The organism is Eupransor demetentiae, from assembly GCF_963930865.1.
Lineage (GTDB): Bacteria > Bacillota > Bacilli > Lactobacillales > Lactobacillaceae > Eupransor > Eupransor demetentiae.
Map to the genome: position 1 here is coordinate 23,924 of NZ_CAWVOH010000002.1, position 13,307 is coordinate 37,230.

18 protein-coding genes and 2 tRNA genes are annotated in these 13,307 nt (G+C 44.6%); 9 read left to right on the top strand and 11 right to left on the bottom strand.

Annotated features, from left to right (window positions below):
* Positions 1 to 46: 46 nt before the first annotated feature.
* Positions 47 to 568, top strand: a complete 522-nt coding sequence (locus tag ABSY64_RS04350) for an HdeD family acid-resistance protein (RefSeq protein ID WP_349641865.1) — start codon at positions 47 to 49, stop codon at positions 566 to 568.
* A 55-nt stretch (positions 569 to 623) separates the two neighbouring features.
* On the opposite strand, the gene ABSY64_RS04355 is transcribed toward ABSY64_RS04350, so the two are convergent.
* The 3 genes from ABSY64_RS04355 to ABSY64_RS04365 all read right to left on the bottom strand — a co-directional run bounded on the left by ABSY64_RS04355 (position 624) and on the right by ABSY64_RS04365 (position 1,293).
* A tRNA-Asn gene (locus ABSY64_RS04355) sits at positions 624 to 695 on the bottom strand.
* Between the two features lie 59 nt (positions 696 to 754).
* Positions 755 to 826, bottom strand: a tRNA-Asn gene (locus ABSY64_RS04360).
* 86 nt (positions 827 to 912) lie between these two features.
* On the bottom strand, positions 913 to 1,293 hold the full coding sequence (locus ABSY64_RS04365) for a GTP-binding protein (protein ID WP_349641866.1): 381 nt from the start codon (positions 1,291 to 1,293) through the stop codon (positions 913 to 915).
* A 46-nt stretch (positions 1,294 to 1,339) separates the two neighbouring features.
* Between ABSY64_RS04365 and ABSY64_RS04370 the strand changes: the two genes are divergently transcribed.
* Positions 1,340 to 1,648 (top strand): kinase, encoded by a 309-nt coding sequence (locus tag ABSY64_RS04370; RefSeq protein ID WP_349641867.1) that lies wholly within the window; start codon positions 1,340 to 1,342, stop codon positions 1,646 to 1,648.
* A gap of 53 nt (positions 1,649 to 1,701) precedes the next feature.
* Here ABSY64_RS04370 and ABSY64_RS04375 read toward each other — a convergent pair whose 3' ends face one another.
* The gene (locus tag ABSY64_RS04375) at positions 1,702 to 2,616 is read right to left on the bottom strand and encodes a lactate/malate family dehydrogenase (RefSeq protein WP_349641868.1); all 915 of its coding nucleotides are present in this window, start codon (positions 2,614 to 2,616) and stop codon (positions 1,702 to 1,704) included.
* 136 nt (positions 2,617 to 2,752) lie between these two features.
* Here ABSY64_RS04375 and ABSY64_RS04380 point away from each other — a divergent pair, with 136 nt between their 5' ends.
* Positions 2,753 to 3,511, top strand: a complete 759-nt coding sequence (locus ABSY64_RS04380; RefSeq protein ID WP_349641869.1) for a MerR family transcriptional regulator — start codon at positions 2,753 to 2,755, stop codon at positions 3,509 to 3,511.
* A 27-nt stretch (positions 3,512 to 3,538) separates the two neighbouring features.
* Here ABSY64_RS04380 and ABSY64_RS04385 read toward each other — a convergent pair whose 3' ends face one another.
* From ABSY64_RS04385 to trpX, 6 genes are all read right to left on the bottom strand, one after another.
* The gene (locus ABSY64_RS04385) at positions 3,539 to 4,060 is read right to left on the bottom strand and encodes a PadR family transcriptional regulator (RefSeq protein ID WP_349641870.1); all 522 of its coding nucleotides are present in this window, start codon (positions 4,058 to 4,060) and stop codon (positions 3,539 to 3,541) included.
* A gap of 45 nt (positions 4,061 to 4,105) precedes the next feature.
* Complete coding sequence (locus tag ABSY64_RS04390; protein WP_349641871.1) at positions 4,106 to 5,641, bottom strand: MFS transporter; 1,536 nt, start codon at positions 5,639 to 5,641, stop codon at positions 4,106 to 4,108.
* Between the two features lie 94 nt (positions 5,642 to 5,735).
* Positions 5,736 to 6,914, bottom strand: a complete 1,179-nt coding sequence (locus tag ABSY64_RS04395) for an ATP-binding protein (protein WP_349641872.1) — start codon at positions 6,912 to 6,914, stop codon at positions 5,736 to 5,738.
* A gap of 72 nt (positions 6,915 to 6,986) precedes the next feature.
* A complete protein-coding gene (locus tag ABSY64_RS04400; RefSeq protein ID WP_349641873.1) occupies positions 6,987 to 7,742 on the bottom strand; it encodes an ABC transporter ATP-binding protein in 756 nt (251 codons plus the stop codon).
* Positions 7,735 to 8,634 (bottom strand): ABC transporter permease, encoded by a 900-nt coding sequence (locus tag ABSY64_RS04405; protein WP_349641874.1) that lies wholly within the window; start codon positions 8,632 to 8,634, stop codon positions 7,735 to 7,737. The genes ABSY64_RS04400 and ABSY64_RS04405 overlap by 8 nt, the downstream gene beginning before the upstream one ends.
* The gene (gene trpX / locus ABSY64_RS04410; RefSeq protein WP_349641875.1) at positions 8,631 to 9,629 is read right to left on the bottom strand and encodes a tryptophan ABC transporter substrate-binding protein; all 999 of its coding nucleotides are present in this window, start codon (positions 9,627 to 9,629) and stop codon (positions 8,631 to 8,633) included. The genes ABSY64_RS04405 and trpX overlap by 4 nt, the downstream gene beginning before the upstream one ends.
* A gap of 332 nt (positions 9,630 to 9,961) precedes the next feature.
* Here trpX and ABSY64_RS04415 point away from each other — a divergent pair, with 332 nt between their 5' ends.
* From ABSY64_RS04415 to ABSY64_RS04425, 3 genes are all read left to right on the top strand, one after another.
* Positions 9,962 to 10,294 (top strand): winged helix-turn-helix transcriptional regulator, encoded by a 333-nt coding sequence (locus ABSY64_RS04415; RefSeq protein WP_349641876.1) that lies wholly within the window; start codon positions 9,962 to 9,964, stop codon positions 10,292 to 10,294.
* 107 nt (positions 10,295 to 10,401) lie between these two features.
* Positions 10,402 to 11,040, top strand: coding sequence for an NAD(P)-dependent oxidoreductase (locus tag ABSY64_RS04420; RefSeq protein ID WP_349641877.1), 639 nt, complete (start codon positions 10,402 to 10,404; stop codon positions 11,038 to 11,040).
* A 9-nt stretch (positions 11,041 to 11,049) separates the two neighbouring features.
* Positions 11,050 to 11,778, top strand: coding sequence for an SDR family NAD(P)-dependent oxidoreductase (locus ABSY64_RS04425; protein ID WP_349641878.1), 729 nt, complete (start codon positions 11,050 to 11,052; stop codon positions 11,776 to 11,778).
* Positions 11,779 to 11,807: 29 nt separating this feature from the next.
* Here the strand turns inward: ABSY64_RS04425 and ABSY64_RS04430 are convergent, their stop codons facing one another.
* The gene (locus tag ABSY64_RS04430; RefSeq protein ID WP_349641879.1) at positions 11,808 to 12,038 is read right to left on the bottom strand and encodes a hypothetical protein; all 231 of its coding nucleotides are present in this window, start codon (positions 12,036 to 12,038) and stop codon (positions 11,808 to 11,810) included.
* Between the two features lie 191 nt (positions 12,039 to 12,229).
* On the opposite strand from ABSY64_RS04430, the gene ABSY64_RS04435 reads away from it, so the two are divergent.
* From ABSY64_RS04435 to ABSY64_RS04445, 3 genes are all read left to right on the top strand, one after another.
* On the top strand, positions 12,230 to 12,475 hold the full coding sequence (locus tag ABSY64_RS04435; protein WP_349641880.1) for a hypothetical protein: 246 nt from the start codon (positions 12,230 to 12,232) through the stop codon (positions 12,473 to 12,475).
* 122 nt (positions 12,476 to 12,597) lie between these two features.
* Positions 12,598 to 13,038, top strand: a complete 441-nt coding sequence (locus ABSY64_RS04440; protein ID WP_349641881.1) for a hypothetical protein — start codon at positions 12,598 to 12,600, stop codon at positions 13,036 to 13,038.
* A gap of 33 nt (positions 13,039 to 13,071) precedes the next feature.
* Positions 13,072 to 13,263, top strand: coding sequence for a hypothetical protein (locus tag ABSY64_RS04445; RefSeq protein ID WP_349641882.1), 192 nt, complete (start codon positions 13,072 to 13,074; stop codon positions 13,261 to 13,263).
* Positions 13,264 to 13,307 lie beyond the last annotated feature (44 nt).

Below are 13,307 nucleotides of genomic sequence, written 5' to 3' on the forward strand. Positions count from 1 at the left end.
GGACACAAGATAAATACTGATATTTCAGTATACTTGGAGGAAAGAAATGCATAACACACCACGTCGGATCAACTTCCTGGGAATGTTGACCGGAATTCTATTTTTTATTTTTGCCTTTGTAACCTTTAGCCAACCAATCGAAACTTTGATTTCGTTGTCATACCTTTTCGGTATCTTGGCTTTGATTCATGCGGGAACCACGATTTTTGGTGCATGGCGCGCTAGCCGTTATGGCATGCAGACATCGAACTGGTGGATTTTATCAGTAGTCTTGGATGTCATCATTGGTATTGTCTTTATCGCTCACTTCGTTGTTGGCGTTGGTGCAATTGGCATCCTGTTTGCCATTTGGTTTATCTTCGATTCACTCGGGGAAGTCTTCTTGGCTCGTACCATTCGCCCAATCAGCCGTGGCGCATACATGGTTTCCATTATCTTTGGAGTCCTTTCAGTGATTTTGGGCTTCATCATGCTCTTTAGTCCAATTTTGGCGGGAACCGTTTTGGTTTACATGATTGGTTTCTACATGTTGGTCTTTGGGATTGTCCTCATTGCTCGTTCACTTTAATAATAAATACAAAAAAGGAATTAGCTTAGCTAATTCCTTTTTTGCTGTGTGTAAACTGCTCCACCTGGGATCGAACCAGGGACCTTCACATTAACAGTGTGCTATTCTACCGCTGAACTATGGAGCAATGATGATTCTGATAAAATTATAATAATAAAAAGCAATCAATTAAGTCGCTTTCTATTACTGCTCCACCTGGGATCGAACCAGGGACCTCTACATTAACAGTGTATTATTCTACCGCTGAACTATGGAGCAATCATGTTCGCTTGCTTAAGCGTTGATATAATAATATCTAATTAATAAGAGTCTGTCAACAGTTTTATAACAAAAATCTCATTTATTTAATCAGATTCGAATAAATGATGCTTTAGCTCAGCTAGTCGGGTGCGAACGGTAATTGGCATTTCGCTGGTATAAGCGCGGACGGCCTTGATTTGATCAATAATGTATTGGTCGCGTTCGTCTTGATTTTCGATTTGACTACTTTCGTACTTCAGCCGTGCTTCTAAGCGTTTTAGGAAGGCTTGCTGCAGCGGTTCGTACTGAGCCTTCAATGTTTCAACTTGAGCTGCTTTTTCCTGGGACTCAGCAATTTTCAGTGCGCTCTGATAGCCGTCAAAGAAAACAGCTGCTTGGGAAGTTTGCTGCCAGTTACTTTCATCGAAGTTTGGTTTTTCAATGGCCCCATCTTTTTGGCCTAGACGCTTTAAGAATGAAAACATAACGAGCTCCTAAAATTTTGTTAGAATATGCAATGGGAGATATGACATGGCGAGTTCCAAATCCGTTTTTAACGACAAACAGCGCATGCTGCGCTTATATTCAGTGCTGATTAGTCGTGGTGCGCTATCCATTGACCAGATTGAAGACATGTTCTTCGTGGGCCGTAAGACGGTGCAGCGTGACATTAACGAGATTCGCGAATTCTTGAAGGATTTACAGGTTGGAGAAGACATCCAGTCGGAAGTTGTTTTTGATCGCCAGTGTAAAAAGTATCGTTTAACCGAACGTGACCACCTCTTTACCGTCTTTGACAAAATCAATGCCATTGACGAGGGTGAGGACTTTCGGATTTAATTAAATTGTATCATGCAATAAAAAAGCTGCCGGATAATCGGCAGCTTTTTGTATTAAGAATTAGCTTGAGTCTTTTCTGAAATGGTTTGGGCTGAAGCTTTCAATTTAGCGTATTCACTATCAGGCAAGTCCAAGTCGATGTCGGCAACGATACCTTGGCGGCCGATGACCGCAGGCGTTGAAATATAGGAATCCAAATCCTTATCGTAGTGCGATACGATTGATTCGCGGCGTGCATCTGACAAAACCAGGTTCATCAAAGAAACGGCAGCATGGGCGATGGCCACGTTTGTGTAGTGCTTACCAGCGAAGACATCGAAGCCACCTTGACGAGCGGCTTGTTCGGCATCATCAAGGGAGAAGTTGAATTCTTCAGCAAGCTGTTCTGCACTCTTTCCAAGGGCACGAACCGTTGACCAAGCAACGAACTGTGAGTCGCCGTGTTCACCAAGAACGTAACCTTCGATTGAACGCGGATCCAAGTTAACTTTTTCGGCCACAACACGCTTCATGCGGGCCGTGTCCAAATAAGTTCCGGTACCGATAACTTGGTTTGCTGGCAAACCAAGGTTGGCCTGGTAAATACCGGTGATGACATCGACCGGGTTAGTGATGGCAATCAAGACGCCCTTGAAACCAGCGGCCTTCAAATCTTTACCAAGCTGTTCGGCTGAAGGTTTGTTGGCGCGCAATTCGGTGAAGCGGTCTCCACCGGGCTCAATCAAGTCAATCCGACCGATTGCTGAGATAATGACGTCGGCATCTGCCATTTCCTTAAATGATCCTTCTGAAACTGTGACGTGACGATCCAAAAGGGAAGCAGCATCCTGCAAATCCAAAACTTCTGCCTTCAAGCGCTCCTTGCGGGCGTCAAAGAGGACAAGTTCATCAGCATCCGCATGATCAACAATCAAATGGGCAACTGTGGAACCAACGTTCCCAACCCCCATTACGGCAACTTTTCGCATGTCATGACCTCCATAGAAATGATTGATTTAATTATGAGCTTTTGATGAGAAAAAGGCAAATGTTAATCTTGCCAAATATGCTATTGACCCTAACGCTGGGTCATAGTCCATACTTAATTTTGTTGGAGGAAGTAAAATGCAATACACCGTTAATGACATCGTAAAACTAACCGGAATTACTGCGCGCACGGTTCGATATTACGATCAAATCAATCTCTTGAAACCAGATCACTTGGATTCAAACGGCTATCGCTACTATCAACAAGCTGAGCTGGATCGTTTGCAGCAAATTCTTTTCTTTCGTAAGTACGGTCTATCACTAAAGGAAATTCAATTAGTACTCTCAAAGCCAAACTATGACATTGTGTCAGTTTTGGAAAAACAAGGTGACAAGATTCAAGATTATATTCGAAAGCAAGAACTGTTACTGAGTGATCTACGAGACAGCATTCAATACTACCAAGGAAAAAGTGAGGACAAATCGATGGAGCAATTTGTAAAATTGAAGGCAGAGTTAATTGCTGACAATGAAGAAAAATATGCGGCTCAAGCTGTAGAGGAATATGGACAAGAAGCTTACAGTCAAACTAAAGCCAACTTAGAAAGTATGACAGAAAAGGAATTCGAAAAAAGTCTTTCGACGGAGGGACAGCTAATCGAAAATCTTATTCGGATTCGAAGAAAGGGACTAAGTCTAGATAGCATTGAGGCCAAGCATGCCTTTGAACTGCATGCCGCTTGGTTAAAGAACATCTATCCGAATTATACGAAGGACTACCACAAAAATTTGGCAGATTTATACCAAAGCACTCAAAGTTTTCAGGATTATTATAATGGCAAGGCTGGGCTTGATGTGGCCCCTTTGTTAATTGAAATTATCAAGAAATATGTATGAAAAAAAAGACGCCCGCCGGCGTCTTTTTTACTTATACTTTTCCAATAATTTCAGTTCTTTTCGCAAGAGATTCAAACTATTTTCATACTGAGCCAGGCCAAATTCATAAGTGAATTTTTGTTCCGGAGTGGCCGATTTGTCCCAGTTGGTACTTTTACTTTTTAAAGCATCATAATGGCTTTGCGTGTGGCGAATCTTCTCTTGGGTAAGTGCAATCAATTCCTTTTTATCCAGGAATTCGCCAAAGTAGAGGCGCAGTAGGTAATCGGACTTGAAGGAGTCGTCAGCAAGGTCTGCTTCTAAGGCTTCTTTAAAGGCTGCTTTCCCAGCAGGAGTGATGGCAAAAATATTCTTATTAGGTTTGTCGGACTGCACAACGGTCTCTTTAGTGACGAGGCCGGCTGCTTCCAGCTTCTTCAAGGTCGGATAAATCATGCCATAGCCGCCATCATAGAAATGAATAAGATGCTCCTCAATTCGCTCGCGCAGTTCGTAGCCCGTCAGCGGCTTTTTCATCAGCAAACCTAAGATTATTGCCTGTCCCTTCATGGCACACTCCTTTATACGAGAAATAACTCCATTTATTATATAAAATTATCGTCTTTTGAAAATAAAAATTGTCAAAAGTGAAAGTAAGATTACCGGAAGAGCGTAGCGATAGAGCTTTTTGAAGGCCAAACGGTAGTTCGTCTTACTTTGTGTCTGTACTTTTTGAATGCTTTGGTCGATCACGGGATTACCGGTTTTGGCAGATTTACCGGTGTTACCGGTTGAAGATTGAAGCTTCTTCGTGGCGCTTTGGATAACGATTGGCTTCAATTGAGTTGGCATATCTGACGTCTTAATAATTCTTTCCGCATCTTGGATACTTTCTTTTTTAGCGGATTGTAAGTTGGCATAAAGGCCGGAAACGAAGATGGCCACGGCAAGGACAACACCGACCTGGCGCAAGACACCGGTGACCGACTGTGAGGCAGATAGCATCGGACCGGTAAAGTCGGCTACTGCAGCTGCCGTCACAGGTCCCATAATCATACCGTAACCGGCACCAACTAAGACACCAGCCAAACAAGCCGACCAAACTTGGGTCAAAGCATCCGTGAAGCCATAACTGGCATAACCAGCAGCCATTAGGCATAATCCAACGAAAATTAACCAACGGATACCAGTTTTTTCCTGTAAGAAACCAGCGATTGGTGCCACGATAAAGATGGCAAACATCGTTGGTGTAATCATTAAGGCACCGTTCAAGGTAGAGAAGCCCTCGATGTTGACGAAGTAGGTTGGCAGGATAACCGAAATCGCGACGAGGAAGAGGGATGAAAGCACGAGGACGATACTTGCCCCAGAAAATTGGCGACTGGCGAAGAGGGAAAGCGGAATCATCGGTTCTTTAGCGGTTTTTTCGCGCCAAATGAAAAGGATGAAACTAATTAAAATCAGAGCAATAACCGACAAACTTAAAGGCGATGCCCAGCCCCAAGTGCGACCTTTAATCAATAAAGTCGTCAATGATGCCAAGGTGATGATGGAAAGTAGAGAACCCGGCCAGTCCATGTTTTGCCCTTTGCGTCCTTGTGGTAAAGTTGCGCGATTGAGCCAAGTCATCAACATGATGACAAGGACGAGGGGGATGTTGATGAAGAAAATCCAGTGCCAACTAAGCCACTGGGTGACAATTCCACCGATAATGGGGCCCATCGCGGCTGCTAGACCCTGCGTGGTACCGAGTAAAGCAATTGTATTCCGTCGTGCTGCAGGAGCAGCGGCTTCAATCCCCATAACCATCGCTAATGGCAGGAGTGTGGCTGCTCCAAGGGCCTGAATAACTCGACCGACTAGGAGAAAGGTAAAACTATCTGCCAAACCCGATAGCAGAGAGCCCAGGCCGAAGGCAAGTGCCCCTAGCAGGAAGCAGCGCGTTTTACCCCACATATCAGCAATCCGAGTTAGCGGGATGGTGAGCGAAGCGAAGATGATGGTATAGGCATTTAGCGCCCAAGATAGTGTGTCCAAGTCGGTGTCGAGCGACTCACTAATTGCTGGCAGCGAAACGTTCATGACAGTCGTATCCAGCATACAAATAAAGATGGCTAGCACGAAAATAAGATTGAGGGATTTCTTTTTCATAAAATTTTCTCCTGTTTATATTAACAATATGTATATTAATATTATTAATATAAAAGTCAAGCAAAATAAAAAGCTCCTTGTGGTGAGGGGAGCTTTACTCGACGTTTGGATTTTTGATTTCAATCAATTTTTTCTTGCTGCCATTCGTCAATAATGCCACGCCGGTTGGAAGTTTTGGGAGGCGTCGTAGGAGAATTTTAGAAGGTACTAAAGCGGCAAGGTCAGCCGGAATTTGGTAACGATGAATGAGCATCTGGCCGAACTGGCCACGCATTTCCGCTGGCATATCTAGCAGGGATTGACTGCTTAAAACCAAGTTGAGATTTGATTTGCGTCCTTCACGCAAGATATGAAAGATTCCGTGCCGTTTTAATCTTTCATCGGGACCAAGGTAACGATGGGCTTCGTCGATGAAGATGGCAATCGGAGCTTTCTTACCTGATTTCAAGCGATTATACAAAATACTGTCCATCAGAAAGGAAACCACCTGGGCCTGGATTTGGGGATGGGCTTGCAAAGTTGAAAGGTCGAGAACTAGCGAACGGTGCGAACTGGTTGCCCGGTCAAATTGCTTTAGCACAAAGGTTAAATCGTATTGCAATGGGCTGCCATTCTGCTCCTGAAAGTGGAAAATATGATTTAAGTCGGTATAGGCTAGTTTTTCTTGAAGCGCCATAATTTCCGGCCAATATTTTCTGATAGTGGGCCGATCGGCCTCTTGTCCCAAGACGCTATAATCAGCTCGATCATCAGCAAAAGGGACAACAAACTCCTGGACGATTTGCTTAGCCAGCAAGGAAAGATTGAACTGTCGGTCTGACGGATATAGTTTTTCTTGAGCAGCTTCATAATCGGCAATTGGCAGGTTAATCTTGTTCAGCACACCTTGTGCGCCCTTTTTCTGCTGAATTCGAAGAGAAGTCACCGCGGCCTCAAACTTGCTACTTAATTCAGCATCCCAGTCCAAGCCCAATAAGGGCATCATCTGCTCGGCTGACTGTTCCGCCAAGTCAATAAAGGCGTTTTCACCCAATTTATAAGTCACGTTATTGGCGACTTGCTGGCTGTATTCGCCAGTTGGATCGAAAATAATATTGGTTATGTTCTGCTCTTGTAGCTGGGCCACAATTTGCTTAGCGGTGGTGCTTTTGCCGCTACCGGTTTGGCCGACGATTAGCAGATGACGGCCGAGTAGCTCTGAATAAGTGGGACTAACTTTCTGGCCCCAGCGACCGGTGCCCAGAAGTAGATTGTGCTTGGATTGAGATTTCATGTGCATCCTCTTTTCATAGCTTACCGTGCGCAAGCTTTACAGGCAAACAAAAAAGCCCCGCAGGGCTTTTCATTAAATCGCAAAATACTTCAACAACTTGTCTTCGGACAAGTTCTTTTTTTCTTCGTCGCGGACATCGAGAATGATTTCGCCGGCGTTTAGGACAATCAAGCGATTGCCGTACTTAAGCGCATCGCTCAAGTTGTGAGTAATCATGAGGGCGGTCAGGTGGTTGCCCGTGACTTGTTCGTTGGTGGCGTGCATCAACTGTTCAGAGGTCTTGGGGTCCAAGGCCGCGGTGTGTTCATCCAACAAGAGCAATTCTGGTTTGACCCGGGTGGCCATCAAGAAACTGAGGGCCTGGCGCTGTCCACCAGATAGCGATCCAGTCGGTGTTTGCAAGCGGTCTTCCAAGTTGTTGCCCATGGTAGCCGTAATTTTACGGTATTCGGCCAGCTTGGCGTTGCTCAATCCACGGGGACGCAGGGTACGGCGTTGACCACGTTTTTCAGAGAGAAGCAAATTTTCTGCAACTGACATGCGCGGTGCAGTGCCCATCTTAGGATCCTGGAAAACGCGCCCAATCATCTTAGTGCGTTCAACCGCAGAGTGATGGGTAATGTCCTTGTCGTTGTGCAGGATTTTCCCTTCAGAAACGGCGAGGTCACCGGCGATGGCGTTGAAAAGGGTCGACTTCCCGGCCCCGTTGGTTCCTAGAACCGTGATGAAATCACCGGGGGAGATATCAAAATTGATGCCCTTTAGGATTTGCGTGCCTTGACCAACGGTCACAACCACGTTTTGTAAGGAAATAACAGGCTTAGTCATGTGGACGGACTCCCTTCTTCAAAAGGCCATCGAGCTTCAGCGCCTTGCGGAACTGCGGCAACATCATTGCCAAGGCCAAGATAATTGATGAAATCAAGTTCAAGTCGTTGGTTGAGAAGCCGAGTTGCAAGACGGCCAGCAAAACCAAGCGATAGAAAATCGACCCCATGATAACGGCGACCAAACGGGCATTCAGGCTCAATTCACCGAAGACGACTTCTCCGATGATGATGGAAGCCAGCGCGATAACGATGATACCGATTCCCATGTTAATGTCAGCGTAACCGTTGCTTTGCGCAATAACGGCACCACCAAAGGCAATCATCCCGTTGGAAAGCATGAGACCCATGATGGTCATGCGGTCGGTCTTGATACCAAAGGACTGCGCCATTGTGGGGTTATCCCCGGTCGCGATGTAGGCCTGACCCAGTTCAGTTTGCAAGAACCAGATTAAGGCCAGCACCACGATGGTAATGATAATCAAGCCGACAAAGACGGAGTCGAAATACTTTGGCAAAGACTGTAAGAATTCGCTTGAGAAAATCGTTTTTTGGTTCAGCAGGGAAATGTTGGCCGAGCCCATGATTCGTAGGTTGATGGACAGGCAGGCCGTCATGACCAGGATTCCGGCCAGTAGGATTGGGATTTTTCCCTTGGTGTAGAGGACCCCGGTCGTCAATCCTGCCAATGTTCCGACCAAAAATGCCGCAATTGTTGCCAAAAATGGATTCACGCCGTGGGCAATCATGGCGACCGCGGTGGCGGCGCCCAAGGGGAAGGAACCTTCAACCGTCATATCAGGGAAGTCCAGAATTCGGAAAGTCAGGTAAAGGGCGATTCCCAGGATAGCCCAGAGAATTCCTTGCCCGATGCTAGATACAATTAAACTCATTTGAATACCTCCCCATTTTTCTGGGCCTTTTGAACGAGTGAGTCGGGTAGCTGGATACCGAGCTTTTCAGCTTCCGCCGTGTTCACCACGTAAACACCCTTGGTAACTGAGCGAACTGGCATGTTAGCAGGCTTCTTACCCTTCAAAATTTCGCCAGCCATCAGACCGGATTGGTAACCGATGTCGTATTGGCTAGTCGAATAGGTTGCTAGGCCACCTTCCTTAACCATGGTGTCCATGGCGGGGATGACGGGCACGTTTGCGGCATTGGTAACCGCAACCAAGGTCTTCATAGCTGAGGCAACGCTGTTGTCCTGTGGGGCATAAACGACGTCAACTTGGCTAGCCATGGTTTGCGCGACCTGCTGCATGTCATTAGTAGAAGAAATGGTGTAAAGCTTAACCTTGTAGCCTGCGGCTTTGGCAAGTTTGGCCATTTTCTTGGCATGATAGGTACCACCGTGATCAGAAGTCGTGTAAATAATACCCATGGTCTTGGCCTTGGGAACGACTTCCTTGATAACTTGGAGGTGCTGTTCGAGGGGCGAATCACCGGAAGTTCCCGTGATGTTGGCGCCAGGGTGCTTGATTGATTTCACCAATTCAGCACCGACAGGGTCAGTGACGCCTGCAAGTACAACGGGTGACTGACCGTTAGCTACTTTGGCTAGGGACAAAACGGATGGGGTAGCGATGCCGACGGTGAGGGCGGCATTTTCATTTGAGAAATTTTGGGCCATCGTCTTCAAGTTTGACTGGTTAGCTTGGGCGTTTTGGTAGTCGATTTTGACCGTCTTGCCGTTGACGTAACCTTCGTGCTTGAGACCGTCGACAACACCCTGATGGATTTGATCCAAGGCGGGGTGGGTCACGAGTTGGAGGATTCCAACTGTGGGCATCTTGCCTGATTTACCGGAGTTACCCCCAGTTTGGAAAAAGGCGAAAATCAGGAAGGCTGCTACGGCAGCGATGCAGGTAATAAGGCGTTTGTTCATAAGATTTCTCCCAAAATAAAAGGCTTCGTCCACCCGCAGGTTTTCAAAGCCAAAAAGAAAAGCCTGCAGGGGATTCCCATACAGACTTCTGTGCATTGCAAATTAGCCGGTAGGGACAATACTGATTGTCTCAGCTTGTCCTATCGGAAAGCTGATTACCGGCGCCACCAAAGACGATTAACTTGTGCGGTCTTAATCAACATGAATGCTTGCTCCAAAGTCTTGAATATGTTGTAAGCTTACTGGATTGTTGGGGCGTTGTCAAGTTTTATGGGGAGGTTCTAATGTGTGATAAAATCTGTTTATTGTTTTGCAAATCAAAGGAGTCCACCATGGCCAACGACAACTTTAACGAATGCCCCGTTACTTATACCCTCGACATTATCAATTCTCGTTGGCGGATTTTCATCATCAATGCGCTCCTGCACGATAAGCAGCGTAATTCCGAACTACTAAAATTGCTACCAAATATTTCGCAGAAGGTTTTAACTGAAAATCTTCGATTTCTTGAAGAAAAGAAAATTATTCGTCGTGTCGTTTATCCAGTTATGCCACCCAAAGTGGAGTATGAATTGACGGAATTGGGTGAGAGCATTCGCCCGTTGATCAATCAAATCTATGAATGGGGTACAAAGTACAAGTCCGAGACGCAACCAGAACAATAAGACACCTTGAGGTAAGTAGGTTACTTCAAAGTGCCTTATTGTTTTTTATTTGTTGTTAAGTAAGCTATTTCTAGGACGTCCTTTTAATTAGGAAAGGAAAAATAGTTATGAAAATAGGAATCATTGGCGCTACGGGAAAGTTAGGAAGCATCCTAACTAAAAAGTTGGCGATTGACGGCGAGGATGTCACAGCAATTGTACGTCATCCCGAAAGGCTAAATTCTCGAAAAAATATTCATATTTTGAACAAAGATTTGTTTGATTTGAAGCCCGAAGATGTTCAGATTTTTGATGTGGTTATTTCGACTTATGGTCCGAGTGTTGATAAACCTCAACAGTTAGTTGATGCCATGCAACATTTAGCCGACATTTTTTCAGAGCAAAAAATAAAACTTGTTGTGACTGGCGGAGTCGGGCCGTTGTATCTAGATAATAGTAAGAATTTGCGTGTGGCTGACTCCACCGATGTGCCAAAACCCTTTGTGGCTTTAGCAAAAGCAGAAGCAAAATCCTTCGATATTTTGAAGCAAGCTTACAATGTCGACTGGCTCTATTTTGCTCCAGCATTTGAGCTGTCTACGAATCGCGCTTCAGCACTGGAGTACGTGATTTCAGGCGATGTTTTAAGGTTTGCCGATGATGGTACGAGCTCGTTATCGTACGAATTGTATGCTGATGCAATTGTCAATTTGATTCAAACAAAACCATCAATCAGCCATGAAATTATTTCCGTTTCAGAAAAATAGGGTGAGTTCTTGAAGAAAAATATTGTCATAACTGGCGGCACATCTGGTGTCGGCCTCGCCATCGCAAGAGATTTGGATGATGGCGAAAATGAAATAATGATTGTCGGAAGAAGCAGGGAGCATGGGCTTGAGTCATTAAATTCACTTTCTAATCAAGTTCATTTTTTCCAGGCGGACTTGACCTTGGATTCAGATATTGAAGAATTACGAAACATAATAGTAGAAAAATTTGCTAGAGTGGATAGCCTAATTTTAAGCGCTGGGGTTATGCCAAAGAATACGAAAGAAAATATTGCTGTTAATTTGGTTAGCCATTATCGAGTGGCAATTGAACTTGCGCCGCTGCTTAACAACGGACGAGTTCTGCTCGTGTCTGGCAATCCTCGAGCAGTGACAACGATGCCCATCTGCGAAAGCCAAAGTACTCGCATGGAAGTGGCAGGATGGATTGTCACTCATAAGACATTATTAATGATTTATTTGGCGAATGAGCTACGTAGTCGGAATATTTCCGTTAACACTTTCTTCCCAGGTGATGTCCGGTCAAACTTGATGCCTTACACGCGCGATTTGTTAAAAACAGATGTTCTAATCGGAAAATATCTGGTCCTTGATCAAAATATTGAGGGTGTTACCGGAAAGTTTTTTGATGAAAACGGAGCAGAAGTCACCATGAATCCTAAAAAGTACAACTATAAAAAAGCGCAGGAAGTGTTGGCGTCCTATTTACCAATATAAAAACCACCGAAATTAACTTCGGTGGTTTTTTAAATCGCTAATTTTTCAACTTCACTTACTGGTAACAATTTGTATTTCAAAATCATTTTGATGGCGTAAGGGTATAAACTTCCATGCATTACCACGGGATCGTTTTTCGATATTTCGCCATCAGCCACGTATTTTTCAGCAAATGGCCCTACAATTGCAGGGTCAAGATTGAAGGATGCTTGAGCATCACTTGTGAGTCCCTCAATCATATATTTCTTTCCAGTAGTCATGATAGCACCTCCTTGTGTACGTCTCTATAATCGTTATTTATAACGGTCTCGTCAACATTTGTCTATAGTTTTATCCGCTTATGCCCGAAAATCAGCCAATTATGCCAAAAACTAGACGATTTCCACTATGTGACGTAAACGCTCGTTACAATTGAAAAAGTAAAAATCAATAGATTGCGAGTTACCCACCCATGACAAAAACAAATGTCTTTGCTTTGAAAAGCGCTCTTGCTGGATTCTTGATTGCCTGCGTCGTTTTGGCAATTTTTGCCTTCTTTAAACCGCTAACAGCTATGAACTATGCCTTTCCTTTTTTGATGGCCTTGGGATCTTTCCTCTATGGAAGGTACGTTCAGAACAAGGAAGAAAGAATTGACTTGAACTTGGTGTTGATGGCGATTACGTTGGTCTTTGCTTTTGGAAGTTTGGGTCTCTGATCCAAAATTCGTTCGCTTATGATCCAAATCTGATTAGCTGTGCCAAAAATCGACTAAATGATTTCCTCCTCCGGGAACCCTCGATATGATGAATACATCATAAATTAGGAGGAGAAATATTTATGAAGAATTTTGTTAAGTTTGCGGCGGTGACATTGTCAGCCGCTGCAGCATTGTTGACTGGAGTGGCCAATAAGGTGGCACACGCAGATGGTGCAGCACCGACGGCGGCTATGACTGTTGCGGTTGCTGATGTGAATGTTCCAGCTTCGGGAGAAGCCGTGGATGTGACACGCGCGAACCCGCAGGGTATTTTTCATCAAGGTAAGACTGCTGTTAAATATGTAGGCGGTACTATTGTTCGGATTTACCTAAGTCGAGATGATGCTAAGCGTGCAATTACGTCAGGTGCTTCATTGGCCGGTACTTTTATTCCGGCTCCACAAGTTAAGGCAGCTATGGCTGTTTTGGGAGTAGGTGGACAGTATTTCCCTGGTGGAATTCAATTTGATTTCAATCCATTTGGTTTTGGTAGCAAAATCTCTAACGTTCATTTTCAATAGATGAGCAGTAATAACTAAAGGAACTTATTCGATATGATTGCAATTTTAAAAGACGCATTTAAAGAAATTTCGTTGACGGTGGGCTACTTCTTCATAGCTGTGCTTGCGATTTCATGGGTAGTTCCAGATTTTATGATGAAAGTTGCTGATCAACGAAATTATCTTACGGTCTTATTTGTACTGATGTTCGTTAGCTTTATTGTCTATCGCAGTCGTAAGAAATAATTAGTGCGCGGGTTCAGAGAAGGAAAGAGCTTCCTATTATAGGA